The organism is Paraburkholderia sp. (genome assembly GCF_035948235.1).
Taxonomy (GTDB): Bacteria; Pseudomonadota; Gammaproteobacteria; order Burkholderiales; family Burkholderiaceae; genus Paraburkholderia.
In genome coordinates this window covers 1-16356 of sequence record NZ_DASZJJ010000242.1, presented here as the reverse complement: position 1 = coordinate 16356, position 16356 = coordinate 1, and the positions used below count along the sequence as shown (strand labels likewise).

Sequence of the window (16356 nt, the reverse complement as noted above, 5' to 3'; positions counted from 1 at the left end):
TTTAGGCCGGGTCGAGACTGCCGACCGTCGCGCTGACCGTGTAGCGCTCATGCCGCTCGAAACTGCCCGGGCGCGTAATGCGATGCGAGCCGTCGTCGTCGCTGCGCTCGCAAGCTTCCACGTCCAGATGTTCGCCACGGATGCGCACGCGTAGCGCTGTCGTGCCGCGCGTGCCGTAGTCGGGCGTATCGATAAAAGCCGCCGACAACGCCCGTTCGCGCTCCAGCGGAATGCCGGTGGCCGGGAGTTGGGCGTCGGGTGCGGTGCGCGGGTCGCGCATGACGCCGATCAGCGTATCCAGCGGCACGTCAGGGCCGTTCGCCACTTGCTGCGCCAGTTCGGCGCGCTTGTGCACGAGCTTGGGCCAGGGCGTGTCGAGCACGGCGTTCGAGATGCCGTGCGTGCCGTCGGGCAGCAGGGCGGGTGCACGGTCGGCCCGATTGCAGTACCAGGCCAGCTCGCGGCGCGTCCAGTCGCCGACGATCAGATTGAAGCCGTTGTACAGATCGCCTTCGCGCGCGACCGCTTCGAGATAGCCAAGCGGCGTGTCTGGAAGATCGGCTGCGCCGGTAAGCCAGCGCGAGACCAGCGTGCCGCGCGTGGGCGCGTCGGGGCGCATCTCGTGCGGCGCACGGTAATTGGTGAGCGCGGCGAAGCGCCCGCCGCGCGTCATCCCCAGCCATGTCCCGCCGCCGACCAGATCGCGGCCCGCCAGCACGTCGGGCGCATCGGCCCACCATTGCAGGGGCTCGGCGGTGCGACGCAGGAATTCGTCGCGGTTGGCCGCAAGCGTGAAGAGCGCGCCGTCGCTCGCGCGCGGTCGCCAGTCGAATACGATCAGGCACATGGCGCGCGGTCTCCTTCGGGCGCAGCGACGTGTTGCGTCAAACGCGGCGTCAAGGCATCAAACCTCGGTGGGCAAGGCGTAGGGCAGCGGCAGCACGCGCAGCGCCGGCCCGTCGGCGGCACCCAGATGCACGCTGCCTGTCTCCAGCGCGGCGAGCTTGATCTCGGCCAGCAGATCGACGCCGCCTTCGGGCGAGGCCGCGGCGTTCACGATCATGCCGCAGGGCTGGCCCGGATCGTCGGAGTGGAACAGCTCGACGCCCGCATGCGCGGCGTCCAGGCCGGTCGCGACGCTCGCCAGCGCCGTGCGGCGCTTGATCGTGCCGCGATACTGGCTGCGCGCGACGATTTCCTGGCCCGGATAGCAACCTTTCTTGAAGTTCACGCCGCCCAGTACGTCGTAGTTGACCATCTGCGGCACGAACTGCTCGCTCACCGGCTGGGTGATGCGCGGTTCGCCCGCGCGAATGTCGAGCCAGTCCCACACGGCGGGCGACACGGCCTTGATTTCGTCGCCGAGCGTGGCGAGCTTCGCCTCGACGGCTTCCTTCGGCCCGACCCACAGATAACGCAGGCGTCCAGCCGCGTCCGGCATGCGGATCAGCGTGCCGGCGGGGTCGTCCACCTTGACGTGCACGCCGTCGGGCAGCGCGTCGAACACGCGGGCGAGCGCGCCGCGCACTTCACCGGCGAGGCCGACGACGAGGAGCTTGTCAGTGTCGTCGGTGAGTTTGGCCTTGGCGCGCAGCACGAACATCGACAGGCGCTTTTGTACCGGAGCCTGCACATCCTTCGAAATCAGCAGGCGGATGGTTTCGCCGGTCTTCCAGGTAAGGAACGAGGCGAGCAGGCGGCCCTTGGCGGAGCAGTAGCCCGCGAGGCGCGCGCCCGCGACATCGAGATGCTGGACGTCGTTGGTGAGCTGGCCATGCAGGAAGCTGGCCGCGTCGTCGCCATTGGCGTCGATCACGCCGAACTGCGGCAGGATCGCGTAGCCGCCTCCTTTGAGGACAGCGTCGAAATCGGCCGCGGAGGGGGTGTCGGGGGTCGGTTGTGCAGCGAGCGGTGCGTTCATGGATTCGGGGAACAGTCAATCCTGACTTTAGCGAGGGCAAGCGGTTATTATATGAGGTCCCCCAGAGTCATGTTTCCATGTCCCTTCTGAAGAAATGCCTTGCAGCGGGCGCAGCGCTCGTGGTGCTCGGCGCAGCCGCCGCGGGCGGCGTCGCATATTGGGCCACGCAGCCCATCCCGCTTGCCGTCCAGCAGCTCGACGTCACCATCAAGCCACATAGTTCGGTGCGCAGCGTCACCACGCAGTTGCGCCGCGGCGGCGTGCCGGTTCAGCCCCAGCTATTCGTGCTGATGACGCGCGTACTCGGCCTGCAAAGCCAGCTCAAATCGGGCAATTACGAGTTCAAGGCGGGCATCACGCCCTATGAAGTGCTGCAGAAGATGGCGCTCGGCGACGTCAACGAATACGTCGCGACCATCATCGAAGGCTGGACCTTCAGGCATATGCGCCAGGAACTCGACGCCAATCCGGCGCTCAGCCATGACACCGCCGGCATGAGCGACGCGCAGTTGCTCGCCGCGATCGGCGCGCCGCCCGCGCCGCAGGGCAGCGGCGAAGGTCTGTTCTTCCCGGACACCTACCTGTTCGACAAGGGTTCGAGCGATCTGGACGTTTACCGCCGCGCCTACAAGCTGATGCAGACGCATCTGAACGAGGTGTGGGCCGCGCGCGCGCCAGGCTTGCCGCTGAAGTCGCCTTACGAGGCGCTCACGCTGGCCTCGCTAGTCGAAAAGGAAACCGGCAAGGCCGGCGACCGCGCCCAGGTGGCGGCGGTGTTCACGAACCGGCTCAAGGTGGGCATGCCGTTGCAGACCGATCCGTCGGTGATCTACGGGATGGGCGAAACCTACATGGGGCATCTGCACAAGCGCGATCTGCAGGCCGACACTCTTTACAATACGTACCTGCGCCTCGGGCTGCCGCCGACACCAATCGCGCTGCCCGGCGCCGCCTCCTTGCAGGCGGCGCTCAATCCGGCCGCGACCGCCGCGCTGTATTTCGTGGCGCGCGGCGACGGCAGCAGCGTTTTTTCTGACAATCTCGTCGACCATAACAAAGCCGTCGACAAGTACATCCGGGGTAACTAAATGGCGCGGGGCCGATTCATCACGTTCGAGGGCATCGACGGCGCGGGCAAGACCACGCATCTGGCGTGGTTTCGCGAGCAGCTCGAACAGAAGCTTGCCGCCGCCGGACGCACCGTTGTCATGACGCGCGAGCCGGGCGGCACGCCGATGGGCGAGAAGCTGCGCGAGATCCTGCTCAACGAGCCGATGGATCTCGAAACCGAGGCGCTGCTGATGTTCGCGGCGCGCCGCGAGCACCTCGCACGCGTGATCGAGCCTGCGCTCGCGCGCGGCGATTGGGTACTGTCCGACCGCTTCACCGACGCGACTTTTGCCTACCAGGGCGGTGGGCGTGGCCTGCCGCGCGACAAGCTCGAAACGCTGGAGCGCTGGGTGCAGGGCGGTTTTCAGCCCGATCTGACAGTGCTGTTCGACATCGACCCCGATACCGCGAGCGAGCGCCGTGGCGCCGCGCGCGCGCCGGACCGTTTCGAGAGCGAAACCGATGCGTTTTTCACGCGCACGCGCACCGAATATCTGCGCCGCGCCGAAGAAGCGCCGTATCGCTTCGCCATCGTCGATTCGTCGCAGAGCATCGAGGAGATCCGCCGCAAGCTCGAACAGGTGATCGCCGCGTTCTGAGTTGCGCTGCGTTTCTTCGCGCATCTAAAAGGTTGATTTGACACATGATTTATCCCTGGCAAAGCGGTGATTGGGAACGCCTGCAGCAACTGCGCAGCCACTGGCCGCATGCGCTGCTGCTGCATGGGCAGGCCGGCATCGGCAAGCTCCAGTTCGCCCAGCATCTGGCGAAGGGGCTGCTGTGCGAGTCGCCGCAAGCCGACGCTCAGCCCTGCGGCGCGTGCCCGGCCTGTACGTGGTTCGCGCAGGGCAATCACCCGGATTACCGCGTGGTGGTGCCTGAAGCGCTGGCGCACCTGGTCGGCCCCACGGGCGCCGAGGACGACGCCAAGGCCGACAAGGCCGACGGCGAAGAAGGCAAGAAGACCCGCACGCCCAGCAAGGAAATCAAGATCGAGCAGGTGCGCGCGCTGCTGGACTTCACCAGCGTGGGGTCACATCGCGGCGGACTGCGCGTGGTCGTGCTGTACCCGGCCGAGGGACTCAATGTCGCCGCGGCCAATGCGCTGTTGAAGACGCTCGAAGAGCCGCCCGCGAGCGTGGTCTTCCTGCTTGTGTCCGCGCGCATCGACCGGCTGTTGCCGACCATCATCAGCCGCTGCCGCCAATGGCCGATGGGCACGCCTTCGCCGCAGGAGGCGCAGAGCTGGCTCGCGCAGCAGGGCGTGGCCGATCCGGTGGGGCTGCTGGCCGAAGCGGGCGGCGCGCCGCTTGCGGCGCTGGCGCTCGCGAGCGACGAAAACCGCACGCTGCGCGACTGGACGCTCGGGCAGCTTGCGGCCGGGCCGAACTGCGACGCCTTCGCCTGTGGCGAGACGCTGCAGAAGCTGCCGGTGCCGCTCGTGCTGGGCTGGTTGCAGCGCTGGGCCTACGATCTGCTCGCCGAACGCACGGCGGGCCGTCCGCGTTATTACCCGCAGGCGGCAGACGCCCTGGCGCGCTGCGCGAGCAAGGCCGACGCAAGCGCGCTCGCGCGCTTCCTCAAGACCGTGACGCGCCAGCGTGCGGTCGAGAACCATCCGCTGAATGCGCGCCTCGTGTTCGAGGAGCTTTTTCTCGGCTATCGTGAAATGTTCGCCTGAGCTTGGCATCTAGCCCGTTTCAAGCCACTACCCCCGTTTTCCGTCTCTCTTCGCAGGACCGCTCATGTTTGTCGATTCGCATTGCCATATCAATTTCGAGGGCCTGGCCGACCGGTTGCCCCAGGTGCTCGAGAACATGCGCGCGCAGGACGTCACTCACGCGCTGTGCGTCTCGGTCGATCTGGAGACGCTGCCTTCGGTGCTCGATATCGCGAGCCGCTTCGAGAACGTCTATGCGTCGGTGGGTGTGCATCCCGATCACGAGGACGTGCAGGAACCCTCGGTCGCCGATCTAGTGGAGCTGGCGAAGCACCCGAAAGTCGTCGCGATCGGCGAAACGGGGCTTGATTACTATCGGCTGGGCGAGCGCACGATCGAAGACATGGAGTGGCAGCGCGAGCGTTTTCGCAATCACATCCGCGCCGCGCACGCGACGGGCAAGCCGCTCATCATCCACACGCGCGCGTCGTCCGAAGACACGCTGCGGATCATGGAGGAGGAGCGCGCTGGGGAGCCCGGCGGCGTGATGCATTGCTTCACCGAACCCTGGGCGATCGCGGAACGCGCCATCGCGCGGAATTTTTACATTTCGCTTTCTGGCATCGTCACCTTCAAGAGCGCGACGGACGTGCAGGATGTGGCGCGCCGCGTGCCGATCGAGCGTTTGCTGATCGAAACGGACTCGCCGTATCTTGCGCCAGTGCCATTTCGCGGCAAACCGAATGAACCTGCGTACGTTAGCCATGTCGGAAGGTTCATTGCCCAGCAACGCGGATTGCCGGACGCCGAACTCGGCGCTGCCACCACGCAGAACTTTTTCCGGCTCTTCAAGATCCCGGTTCCGGCCTGACGCTGATCCGTCGTCGTGCTGAACAACCGTCCGCTGCTGGCAAGTTCGACTTGTTATCAATCAGATATCGAATAACGTTAAGGCCTGACATGAACCTGAATTCGCTTACGTCCTCCGTCCAAGCCACGCGCGCACCGCGCGCCGCCGGTCTGCGCAGCCTTGCCGCCGCGCTCGCCATCGGCGTGGGCGCCGCCTTCGTCGCGAGCGCGCCGGCCTATGCCGCACCGATCGACTCGCTCGTGAAGGGCGTGAAGTTCGACGACGACAAGGGCGTCGGCAAGGACATCGCGAACGGCCAGGACCCCAACGCCACTGACGACCAGGGCATGCCGCTGCTCGTGCTGGCTGCGCGCGAAAAATCCGACAAAGTCGCGGCGCTGCTGCTCGACAACCCGAACACGAAGATCGACGCCGAAGACAAGGCCGGCGAAAACGCGCTGATGCTGGCGTCGCTTAACGGCGACGTCGATCTGGTCAAGCTGCTCATCACCAAGGGCGCGGCCGTGAACAAGCAAGGCTGGACGCCGCTGCACTATGCTGCCGCGAACGGCAACGACGACGTGGCGAAGCTGCTGATCGGTTACTCGGCGGACGTGAACGCGCCGTCGCCCAACGGCACCACGCCGTTGATGATGGCCGCGCGTGGCGACCACATGAGCACGGCGAAGCTGCTGCTCGACCACGGCGCGAACCTGCAGGCCAAGAACCAGATCGGCATGACCGCGCTCGATTTCGCCAAGCAATACAAGGCGCCGGACGCGATCAAGGATCTGTCGGCGCGCATGGGGCAGGCCGCGCAGTAAGCAGGCAAATTCAACGCAATATCGACGCAACGAGCACGCAATAACCCGGTTGTGCGGGCCCGAGCCCAGGCTCGCGGCCCGCGTATGAAAGGACGCCGCAAGCGGCCAGCCGCACGGCAGTCGGGAAAAACAGTGCACAATAGCGGAATTGCCTTTCGCTGCCGACGCCGCCACCGGCTCGCGCCAGTGACCGGCACGCGGCGCGGGGGCGCCGCCCCACACGACGAATCAAGGAGAACCATGCTGCGGGCTCTGTTCTGCGCCGGCGCGCTCATGTTGCCGCTCTCGGCTTTCGCATTCACCGCCAGCGACCTCAACCGCCTTTGCTCGAAGACCGACGTAGCTTCGCGTAGCGCCTGTGCGGCTTATATCGAAGGGGCCGCCGACGGCATCTTCAATACCATCGACGCGATCGGCGGCACGACCGGTCCGCGGGTCGGCCAGTATTTCTGCCTGCCGGCGGATGCGCGCTCCGCGCAACTCACCGACGCGGTGCGCAAGTACATCGCCGACAATCCGAATGTCGCCGGCTATAACGCCAGCACGGCGATTTCGCTGGGTCTGGGCAAGGCGTTTCCCTGCAAGACGGGTAGCTGAAACCGCTGGCTTTCCACTGGATGGGCTCACCATCCAGGGACCGATCATTAGCTGTGTCCTTTAACCGGCTGCGCGCCCACGCGCGCAGCCGCGTCCAATTGCCGTTGAACCTACGGCGAAATCCTCAGTCGATTTAGATGCGCGCGTGCTGCGACGCCGCATTCTTGAGCATGCTGCCCCATCCCACGCGTGTCCGGGCGCGCTTTGCCCCTTTCCATCCGATGCCACCCCATTCAGGAGGAACCGGCTGCCGATGCCCACGATCGACTCGTTTTCCGATTTCGCCACGCGTCTGGCCGACGCGCCCCTGCAGAACTGGCTCGGCACGCTGATCGTCAGCGCGTTGGCGCTGGCCTTTGCTTTCTCGCTTCACTGGCTCGGCGCGCGCGTCGTGCGCCGCATCGCGCGGCCGTATCCGCATGTGAGCGTGTTCGTGCGCTACGTGCATCAACCTGCGCGTGTGCTGCTCGGGGTGGTCGCGCTGGAATTCGTCTGGTGGCAGGCCCCCGACACGCTGCGCTTCATCTCGACCCTGCGCGAGCTGTGCGCCTTTGCGCTGGTCGGCGCCATGACCTGGCTGTCGGTGCGCTGTGCTGCGGCCATCGGCGAAGCCATCGTCGCCGCGCATCCGCTCGATATCGCCGACAACCTGCATGCGCGTCGCATCCATACCCAGGCGCGCGTGCTGGCGCGCACGGTGATGGTCGTCATCATTATCTTCGGCGTGGGCGCGGCGCTCATGACTTTTCCCAACGTGCGGCAGATCGGCGCGAGTCTGCTGGCGTCGGCGGGCGTGGCGGGTCTGGTCGCCGGTATCGCGGCACGCCCCGTGCTAGGGAATCTGATCGCGGGTTTGCAGATTGCGATTTCGCAGCCGATCCGGCTCGACGATGTGGTCGTGATCCAGGGCGAGTGGGGGCGCATCGAAGAAATTACCGGCACCTACGTGTCGGTGCGTATCTGGGATCAGCGTCGCCTGATCGTGCCGCTGCAGTGGTTTATCGAGAACCCGTTCACTAACTGGACGCGCAGCAGTTCGCAGATCATCGGTTCGGTGTTTCTGTGGCTCGATTACCGCATGCCGCTCGCGCCCTTGCGCGAGGAACTGGCGCGCATCGTCGAGCACGCGCCCGAATGGGACCGGCGAGTGCAGGTGCTGCAGGTCACGGACGCCAACGAGCGCGCGATGCAGTTGCGCGTGCTGGTGAGTTCGCAGGACTCGGGGCTGAACTGGGATCTGCGCTGCCGTGTGCGCGAAGGGCTGCTGGATTTCGTCAACGCGCGCTATCCGGCGTATCTGCCGAAGGCGCGCGCCGAGGTCGCGGCGCAGATCGACGGCGGGCTGTTCGAGTCGGCGGGCGAGGCGATCTCCGCGAATGGCGCACAGCGTCCGATGCCGCCGTGGCGTGCGCCCGCCGAGCCCGCGTCGAGCACGGCGGCGCACACCGAAGCGGATCCGGTGGCGGGCAGCAGCCTGCGAGCCGGTCAGCAGCGCGAGGGCGAAGTGCGCGAGACGGAGAAGGCGCAGGCGGCGCAGGTGGAGGAGGACATGCAGACGACGCGCTGAATGCACCCTCCGTACAACCCGTGCGCCCAGAACCTATAACAGAGGAAGCTAGCAGATGAGACGGGAAGGAGTGCAACGATGGCGCGGCTAATAGTCGTCTCGAACCGTGTGGCGACGCCCACGGAGACCAAGGGGTCGGCAGGCGGGCTTGCCGTCGGCGTGTTTGGCGCGCTCAAGGACGCGGGCGGCGTATGGTTCGGCTGGAGCGGCGACGTGGTCAGCGAGACCGTGGCAAACGCCGGTCCCACGCTGGTCCAGGAAGGCGCCGTCACGTTCGCGACAATCGGCCTCACGAAGAAGGATTACGACCAGTACTATCGCGGCTTCTCGAACGCTACGCTCTGGCCCGTCTTCCACTACCGCAACGATCTGGCGCGCTACGAGCGCGATGAATACGCGGGTTATCGGCGCGTCAACGCGTGGCTTGCGCACAAGCTCATCAAGCTGATCGAACCCGACGACATCATCTGGGTCCACGACTACCATCTGATCCCATTCGCTGAAGCGCTGCGCGGCGAAGGCGTGCGCAATCGCATTGGCTTCTTCCTGCACATTCCGTTTCCGTCGCCTCAGGTGCTGCAGACGATTCCGCCGCATGACGAACTGGTGAAGTCGCTGTGCTGCTATGACCTGCTCGGTTTTCAAACGCGTAACGACCAGCAGGCGTTTCATGACTACGTGGCGCGCGAGGCGCGCGGCGTCGTGCGCGATCTCGGCGATAAAGGCAATGAGGGCAAGCACGGCGAACACGAAGGCGAAATCGAAGCCTATGGGCGCAAGCTGCGCACGGGCGTCTACCGTATCGGCGTGTTTCCCGACGAGATCGCCGAACAGGCCGCGCGCTACGAGAGCCGCCAGCATGTACTCGATCTCAAGCAGAGCCTCGAAGGCCGCAAGCTCATCATGAGCGTGGATCGGCTCGATTATTCGAAGGGCCTCGTCGAGCGCTTTCATGCCTTCGAGCAATTGCTCGAGCATTCGCCCGAATGGCGCGGCAAGGTTACGCTCGTGCAGATCGCGCCACCCACGCGCTCGGACGTCGCCAGCTACAAGGTGATTCGCGAGGAACTGGAGCGCGAAGCCGGGCGCATCAATGGGCGCTACTCGGGCCTCGATTACACGCCGATCCGCTATCTGAGCCAGCAGTACGACCGCTGGAAGCTGATGTCGCTATTTCGCGAATCCCAGATTGGCTATGTGACGCCGCTGCACGACGGCATGAATCTCGTCGCGAAGGAGTACGTAGCAGCGCAGAATCCCGACGATCCCGGCGTGCTGGTACTGTCGATCTTCGCGGGCGCCGCGGCGGAATTGAGCGGTGCGCTGCTCGTCAATCCGCACGACGCGGCGGGCATGTCCGAGGCGCTGGAGCGCGCGCTGTCGATGCCGCTCGCCGAGCGCAAGGAGCGCTATCAAACCAATATGGAAGCGCTGCGGCACAACGATCTGGGTGTGTGGCGCGACCGCTTCCTGCGCGATCTGGCGAGCGTGCCGCAGCCGCGTTGAGCGAAGCTTGCGCCACGCATCGAGAGCGGGCGGGGACGATTGCGTATCATCCGGCGTTGGTCCTTGCCTTCCTGACGCACTCTCCACGCCTCATGCTCACCACGCTCGCCATCGCCAACTACCGCTCGCTGCGCGAGCTTATCGTGCCGCTCGGACCGCTCAACGTCATTACCGGCCCCAACGGCAGCGGCAAGTCCAATCTCTATCGCGCGTTGCGTCTGCTTGCGCTTACGGCGCGCGGCGGCGTGATCCCCTCGCTGGCCCGTGAGGGCGGTCTGCAATCGACGCTGTGGGCCGGACCTGAGCGCTTCTCGCGTGCTGTCGCGGCGGGCGATTATGCGGTGCAGGGCACCGTGCGCAAGGACGCGGTGAGTCTCAAACTCGGCTTCGCGGGCGAGACCTTCGGTTATGCCATCGATCTGGGCTTGCCGCCGCCCGCATCGACATCGCAGTTTTCGCTCGACCCGGTCATCAAGCGCGAATGCATCTGGAGCGGGCCGGTGCTGCGTCCTTCGGCGCTGCTGGTGGATCGCCAGGGACCGATGATCCGCATCCGCGATGAAGCCAGGGGCAGCGGCGAATGGTCCACGCTCGCGCAGCCCGTGGCGAGCTTCGACAGCATGATGACGGAGTACGCCGACCCGCGCAGCGCGCCCGAGATGATCGCGGTGCGCGAGCAGATCCGCTCGTGGCGCTTCTACGACCATTTCCGCACCGACGAGCACGCCAGCGCCCGCCAGGTGCAGATCGGCACGCATTCGCCGGTGCTTGCCGATGACGGTTCGAATCTCGCTGCGGCCTTGCAGACGATCCGCGAGATTGGCGATGGCGCGGCGCTCGATGCGACCATCGGCGATGCATTTGCGGGGGCGCGTGTCGAGATCGTCAATCACGACGGTCGTTTCGAAGTGGCGCTGCGTCAGGAAGGGCTGCTGCGGCCGCTACGCGGCGCGGAGTTGTCGGACGGCACCTTGCGTTATCTGCTGCTCGCCGCGGCGCTGCTTAGCCCGCGTCCGCCCGCGCTGCTGGTGCTCGACGAACCGGAGACCAGTCTGCATCCCGATCTGCTGCCGTCGCTTGCGCGCCTGATCGCGCGGGCGTCGACGCAGTCGCAGGTGCTGGTGGTCTCGCATGCGGCGCGGCTGGTGGCCGCGCTCGAACGCGAGGCGGGCAGCCAGTCGATCGTGCTGGAGCGGCGTCTGGGCGCGACGAGCTTCGCCGATCCCGATACGCTCGATATTCCGGCCTGGAAATGGCCGGCGCGCTGATTTCCGCGTGATTCGTCGCTTTTATGCGAAGGCTATGTTTCCGCATGTAAGCCGATATGAGAAATTGAAAGACCCGGGGCGCAGCGCCGACGATTCCCCAATAATGACTGTTTGCCGGCATGCCGGGCCACATCAGGCGCGCAATGTGCGCCGCCTGAACCGCGCCCCGAATTGACCCCGTCATGAATGGCCGAACACTGGAGACACCCGATGAGAATTGCGCAGATCGCTCCGCTGACCGAATCGGTTCCGCCCAAGCTTTATGGCGGCACGGAACGCGCCGTGTCGTACATCACCGAGGCGCTGGTCGAACTCGGCCACGACGTCACGCTGTTCGCGAGCGGCGATTCCGTCACCAGCGCGAAACTCGAACCGGTCTGGCCGCGCGCGCTGCGGCTCGATCCCGCGATCCGCGACCGGGTCGCGCCGCACATGCTGCTGATGGAACTGGTGCGCCGCCAGGCCGATCAGTTCGACGTGCTGCACTTCCATATGGACTACTACTCGTTTTCGGTGTTCAAGCGCCAGGAAACGCCGTTCGTGACGACGCTGCATGGCCGCCTCGATTTGCCCGAGCAGCAGCCGGTGTTCGACACCTTCAACACCGCGCCCGTCATCTCGATCTCCAATTCGCAACGCCAGCCGATACCTCAGGCCAGGTGGCTGCGCACGGTCTATCACGGCCTGCCCGAGCACCTCTATACGCCGCAGCCGGTGGAGCCGCGCTATCTGGCCTTCCTCGGCCGTATTTCGCCGGAAAAGCGCGTCGATACCGCGATCCGCATCGCCCAGCGTTGCGGCCTGCCGATCCGCATCGCCGCCAAGGTGGACGAGGCCGATCGCGAGTATTTCGAACGCCAGATCAAACCGCTGTTCGCCTTGCCGAACGTGGAGTTTGTCGGCGAAATCAACGATAGCCAGAAGGCCGAGTTTCTTTCCGGCGCGCACGCGCTGCTGTTCCCGATCGACTGGCCCGAGCCGTTCGGTCTGGTGATGATCGAAGCGATGGCTTGCGGCACGCCTGTGATCGCCTTCAATCGCGGCGCGGTGCCGGAAGTGGTGGACGACGGCGTGTCGGGTTTTATCGTCGAGGATGAGATCGGCGCGGTGGCCGCCGTGAATCGCCTCGCGCGCTTGCCGCGCGAAGGCGTGCGCCGCCGCTTCGAGGAGCGCTTTACCTCCCATCGCATGGCGCAGCAGTATGTGGAGGCCTATCAGGCGGTGATTCGCGCGAACCGGCGCTCGCGCTTCAAGGTGATCGATACGTCCGCGACCTGAGCTAATGGCCGGGCCGCGGACGTAGCGCTTTCAAGCGTTAGAGCTTCAGGCGCGTGATCTTGGTGGTGCCCAGCGACAGATCGCCGATCAGGCCGCTGTTGGTGAGCACGAAGACTTCGACCGGCTTGACGGCGGTGGTGGTGTCGATCGAGCCGTTGGCGCCGACCTTGACGAGCGCGACCGATGCGTCGCCGCCCACCGACCAGCCTTCCGAGGTATGCAGACGTTCCAGCGCGTCCTGCGTCATGAAGAGATAGACCACGGCCTTCGACTGCATGCCGAGCGTCGCACCCACCGACGCGCCGGTCGTGCTGTAGTAGCCGACGGTGCTGCCGCCTTCGCGCAACGCGCCGTCGCCGTGCTCGCCGCCGATACCGATACCCGCCTGGATCACCTGCGGGAAGACCAGCACGCCGCGCGCCTTGCCGACCAGTTCACGCGCACCCGGCACGGTCTGGAACAGACGCGACAACGTGCCGTCGACGCTGGCGTCGATCGACTGACGGCGTGCGTCGTTGCCTTGTTCGGTAGGCTGCGAGCTGCCGGTGGTGGAGCAGCCTGCGAGAGCTGCGCTGGCCAGCGCAATGGCGACAGAAGTCCTCAGGATGAAGCGACGTCCTTGCATGTTGTTCTCCGTTATGGTGTCCGGAAAGCCAAACCGCTGCGGCGCTGCCGATCGCGGATCAGCCTCGTCGTTATAGCACAGCGTTTCAAATGAGCTTTCGGAGCGGGCACGGAATTCGCGCAAGGCGGCGCGCGCGTTGTAGCGGAGGCTTCACAGCCTCGCCAGCGGCAAGCGTCAGGGTTCCGCCACGGCCTTGGCGGCGGGAGGGCGGCGCAGCGCCCGCCGCAGCGCGCCAATCAGCATGCCGAGGGCAAGCAGCGCGACCGCCGGAACCACCCAATAGCCGACGAACGCGTGCCAGAGATAGCGCACGAGAGTCGCGCGTCGCACGGCGTATTCGTCGCGGGCTTCCTGCCATGTGGCGGCGTTTTCGGCCAGCACGGCCGATGGGCAGCCTGCCGCGCGCGCCTGATCGGCATTGTCCTGGCAGTGCTGGGGGGCGCCTGCGGCGCGTTGTGCGTCGGTGAAGGTCCACGAGGTAAGCGCGCGCTGCAGATCGGCACGGTTGTAGGCCATTTCGTCCTGGGTCTCGCGCACCGCGACGATCATCACCGGCACCAGCCAGAACACCATCACCAGCATCCAGCGGCGAAACCAGCGATTCTTGTGTCTCCATGCCATCTGCGCCTCCGTTCGATGCCGATGGCATCAAGCAGGATCAGCCTGTGTGTGACGGCCCGATGGCGATGACGTTTCGTGTTAGGGCGGGGGCCGCTGGAGCCATCATAGGAGAAAAACGGCGCGCCGTCGTGGGCCGACCTCGGTCTGTGGCGGTCTGCGCGCCGCCTGAAAAAAACGACGCGCCGCAGCATGAGCTGGGGCGCGTCGTCTGGCAGCACGGTCTTCAGGCAGCGGATTGGCCAGATTAATCAGGAATGCCTGGCGGATCCGTATGCCAGGCAATCAGCTCTTGGTCGACAGGCAGGTCTTCATGAAAGCCTTGCGGTCGTCGCCTTTCTTGTCGCCAGCTTGCGCGTTGCAGGCCTTCATGCGGTCCTGCTGCGTCATCTTCGGAGCGGGTGCGCCGGCAGCCGACAGGCATTGCTTCATGTAGGCCTTGCGATCGTCGCCTTTCTTGTCGCCGGCCTGCGTGTTGCAGGTCTTCATTTTCGACTGCTGGCTATTCGTGCCGGCGGCGGGCGCGGCCGGTGCAGCGGTTTGCGCGAAAGCCGGTGCGGCAAACACACCGCCCAGCACGATTGCAGCAATGACGGATTGGATCTTCATCGTTCACTCCCATGGGATATTCGACGTTGTCGGTAGTCGTGCGCGCAGGCCGCTAATCGGTCCATCCTCGCCCATCGCCGCAACCATTATGGCAAAGCCACCCTGAAAACGGCCCGGCGCCGCCTTCGGTTGACGCCCGCTGCGGCACAATGTGTATTAACTTCGCTACGAGCGCCAGGAGACAGACCATGCATTACCTCTTGATGTACGACCTCGCCGACGATTACCTCGAACGCCGCGCCGAGCATCGCAGCGCGCACCTCGCGCTGGCGTGGGCAGCGGCGCAACGCGGCGAACTGCTGCTTGCCGGTGCGATTGCGGAACCGGTCGACAATGCGCTGCTGCTGTTCCAGGGCGACAGTCCGGCCGCCGCCGAAGCGTTCGCGCGTGCCGATCCCTACGTGCAGGCGGGACTGGTGAAAGCGTGGCGCGTGCGGCCGTGGCAGACCGTGGTGGGCGAGCACGCGGCGAATCCGGTGCGTTGATTTGCGTGCGCGTGCAACGGTCGCGCAGAATGCTGGCCGCCTGGTGCGGTCAGCCTGAAGTAGCGACATCGGCGCCCGGGCTGCCTTGGCCATGTACCGCCGCGCGATCGAGCAGGTCGCGCACGGTTTCGTCGTCGATCTGATCGAAATCGGCATAAAACTGGCCGACGCTCATGAACGACGCCGGCATCTTCACGCAGACCAGATCGTCGATAACGCCGGCCAGGCGCTCTCTCGCACCTGCGGGCGCGACCGGCAGCGCCGCGACGATGCGTGCCGGCCCAAGCGACGCCAGCGCCAGCGCCGCCGCCTTGAGCGACGCGCCCGTGGCCATGCCGTCGTCGATCACCAGCGCGACGCGTCCCGCCACCGGCAGCGGCCCACGCTCGCCCCGATAACGCGCTTCGCGCCGGCCCAGTTCGATGCGTGCGAGCGCGAGCGCGCTTTGCAACTGCGGCTCGCTCACGCCGGCTTCGCGGATCAGCGCTTCGTCCACGTATTGCGCGCCGTTCGAGGACAGCGCGCCCATTGCCAGCTCGGGCTGCCAGGGCACGCCCAGCTTGCACACGGGCAGCACATCGAGCGGGGCGCACAGCGCCTGCGCCACCTCGAACGCCACTGGCACGCCGCCGCGCGGCAGCGCGAGCACGACCACATCGCGCCGCCCGCCATAGGGCGCGACAAGCGGCGCGGCAAGCAGGCGACCCGCCTCGCGGCGATCGGCAAATGGGCGTTCCATGACGGTTTCCCCTCGATGCGCAGCGGTGTTTTCGATTGTTGGATGCACGCGCTGGCGTGAAAAACGGTGCATCCAGTGTGCCACGCGCGGCGCACGCACGGCGCAAATTCTGGGACAAAACCGCTAGCCGGGAATGAATGTCGTTCAGGTCGCGAAATTGCGAAATCGGCTTGCGCAATCCATAGCGCGCAGACCGCAAACATCTCCCGCCGGGCACTGATTTGCATACGCGGATTTCTCGTTTGGCGCAGCCTGTACGCGTGGTTAGCATGAGACCCGTGCCCATCCTTGCCTTCCACCGACGAGGTCCATGCCATGCCCGACAGCGCCTGTTTTTCTCCCCGTGTGGTCGAACCCGCCGAAGCCGATTCGCCCGAGGGCCGCGGTCTCGCGCTGGAGCTGCGCCTGGCGCGCCCCATTGACGGCATCGCGGGTCACGCGCTGCGCATCCATCTGCGGCGCGGCGCGCGCATGCATCAGGCGGAAACCTTGCGCGACCTGCTGCACGAGTTCGGCGCGGATATCGTGGTGGCCTGAATCCGACGCGTGACTGGCGCGTTTAGAGTCGCTAACACAACCTGGACATCAAGCCATGGACGCAATATCCTGGCGACATGGCAAGACGAAAAATCAGTAATGAATTGTGGGCGGCGCTGGAACCGCTGATTCCGGTGTTCACGCCGTCGCCCAAAGGCGGAC

Annotated in this window: 18 protein-coding genes and 1 pseudogene; 13 read left to right on the top strand and 6 right to left on the bottom strand. The window is 65.8% G+C overall.

Going from position 1 to position 16356, the window contains the following annotated elements; all coding sequences use genetic code 11:
* Nucleotide 1: 1 nt before the first annotated feature.
* Nucleotides 2-847, bottom strand: a complete 846-nt coding sequence (locus VG320_RS21095) for an NRDE family protein (protein ID WP_327202008.1) — start codon at nt 845-847, stop codon at nt 2-4.
* Between the two features lie 57 nt (nt 848-904).
* The gene (locus VG320_RS21090) at nt 905-1921 is read right to left on the bottom strand and encodes a folate-binding protein (RefSeq protein ID WP_327202007.1); all 1017 of its coding nucleotides are present in this window, start codon (nt 1919-1921) and stop codon (nt 905-907) included.
* 77 nt (nt 1922-1998) lie between these two features.
* Between VG320_RS21090 and mltG the strand changes: the two genes are divergently transcribed.
* From mltG to VG320_RS21040, 10 genes are all read left to right on the top strand, one after another.
* The gene (gene mltG / locus VG320_RS21085; RefSeq protein WP_327202006.1) at nt 1999-3009 is read left to right on the top strand and encodes an endolytic transglycosylase MltG; all 1011 of its coding nucleotides are present in this window, start codon (nt 1999-2001) and stop codon (nt 3007-3009) included.
* The gene (gene tmk / locus VG320_RS21080; RefSeq protein WP_027814690.1) at nt 3010-3630 is read left to right on the top strand and encodes a dTMP kinase; all 621 of its coding nucleotides are present in this window, start codon (nt 3010-3012) and stop codon (nt 3628-3630) included.
* Between the two features lie 44 nt (nt 3631-3674).
* The gene (locus VG320_RS21075) at nt 3675-4712 is read left to right on the top strand and encodes a DNA polymerase III subunit delta' (protein ID WP_327202005.1); all 1038 of its coding nucleotides are present in this window, start codon (nt 3675-3677) and stop codon (nt 4710-4712) included.
* 64 nt (nt 4713-4776) lie between these two features.
* A complete protein-coding gene (locus tag VG320_RS21070; RefSeq protein ID WP_327202003.1) occupies nt 4777-5562 on the top strand; it encodes a TatD family hydrolase in 786 nt (261 codons plus the stop codon).
* Between the two features lie 89 nt (nt 5563-5651).
* Nucleotides 5652-6365, top strand: coding sequence for an ankyrin repeat domain-containing protein (locus VG320_RS21065; RefSeq protein WP_327202002.1), 714 nt, complete (start codon nt 5652-5654; stop codon nt 6363-6365).
* Nucleotides 6366-6605: 240 nt separating this feature from the next.
* Nucleotides 6606-6962 carry a Rap1a/Tai family immunity protein gene (locus VG320_RS21060; protein ID WP_205981610.1) on the top strand — a complete coding sequence of 119 codons (357 nt, stop codon included), beginning with the start codon at nt 6606-6608 and terminating at the stop codon, nt 6960-6962.
* A gap of 253 nt (nt 6963-7215) precedes the next feature.
* The gene (locus VG320_RS21055) at nt 7216-8529 is read left to right on the top strand and encodes a mechanosensitive ion channel family protein (RefSeq protein ID WP_327201999.1); all 1314 of its coding nucleotides are present in this window, start codon (nt 7216-7218) and stop codon (nt 8527-8529) included.
* Between the two features lie 78 nt (nt 8530-8607).
* Entirely contained in the window at nt 8608-10035 is a 1428-nt protein-coding gene (gene otsA, locus VG320_RS21050; RefSeq protein ID WP_327201998.1) for an alpha,alpha-trehalose-phosphate synthase (UDP-forming), read from the top strand.
* A 92-nt stretch (nt 10036-10127) separates the two neighbouring features.
* Nucleotides 10128-11303, top strand: a complete 1176-nt coding sequence (locus tag VG320_RS21045; RefSeq protein ID WP_327201997.1) for an AAA family ATPase — start codon at nt 10128-10130, stop codon at nt 11301-11303.
* Between the two features lie 210 nt (nt 11304-11513).
* The gene (locus VG320_RS21040) at nt 11514-12581 is read left to right on the top strand and encodes a glycosyltransferase family 4 protein (RefSeq protein ID WP_327201996.1); all 1068 of its coding nucleotides are present in this window, start codon (nt 11514-11516) and stop codon (nt 12579-12581) included.
* Nucleotides 12582-12618: 37 nt separating this feature from the next.
* Here VG320_RS21040 and VG320_RS21035 read toward each other — a convergent pair whose 3' ends face one another.
* From VG320_RS21035 to VG320_RS21025, 3 genes are all read right to left on the bottom strand, one after another.
* Entirely contained in the window at nt 12619-13206 is a 588-nt protein-coding gene (locus tag VG320_RS21035; protein ID WP_327201995.1) for a BPSL1445 family SYLF domain-containing lipoprotein, read from the bottom strand.
* Nucleotides 13207-13380: 174 nt separating this feature from the next.
* The gene (locus VG320_RS21030; protein ID WP_327201994.1) at nt 13381-13827 is read right to left on the bottom strand and encodes a hypothetical protein; all 447 of its coding nucleotides are present in this window, start codon (nt 13825-13827) and stop codon (nt 13381-13383) included.
* 282 nt (nt 13828-14109) lie between these two features.
* Nucleotides 14110-14433 (bottom strand): PsiF family protein, encoded by a 324-nt coding sequence (locus VG320_RS21025; RefSeq protein WP_327201993.1) that lies wholly within the window; start codon nt 14431-14433, stop codon nt 14110-14112.
* Nucleotides 14434-14621: 188 nt separating this feature from the next.
* Between VG320_RS21025 and VG320_RS21020 the strand changes: the two genes are divergently transcribed.
* A complete protein-coding gene (locus tag VG320_RS21020) occupies nt 14622-14918 on the top strand; it encodes a YciI-like protein (protein ID WP_327201992.1) in 297 nt (98 codons plus the stop codon).
* Nucleotides 14919-14967: 49 nt separating this feature from the next.
* Here VG320_RS21020 and VG320_RS21015 read toward each other — a convergent pair whose 3' ends face one another.
* Nucleotides 14968-15657, bottom strand: a complete 690-nt coding sequence (locus VG320_RS21015) for a phosphoribosyltransferase (protein ID WP_327201991.1) — start codon at nt 15655-15657, stop codon at nt 14968-14970.
* A 315-nt stretch (nt 15658-15972) separates the two neighbouring features.
* Here VG320_RS21015 and VG320_RS21010 point away from each other — a divergent pair, with 315 nt between their 5' ends.
* Both VG320_RS21010 and VG320_RS21005 read left to right on the top strand, forming a co-directional pair.
* Entirely contained in the window at nt 15973-16194 is a 222-nt protein-coding gene (locus tag VG320_RS21010; RefSeq protein ID WP_327201990.1) for a hypothetical protein, read from the top strand.
* A gap of 77 nt (nt 16195-16271) precedes the next feature.
* A pseudogene (locus VG320_RS21005) lies at nt 16272-16356 on the top strand (IS5/IS1182 family transposase); the annotation flags it as partial.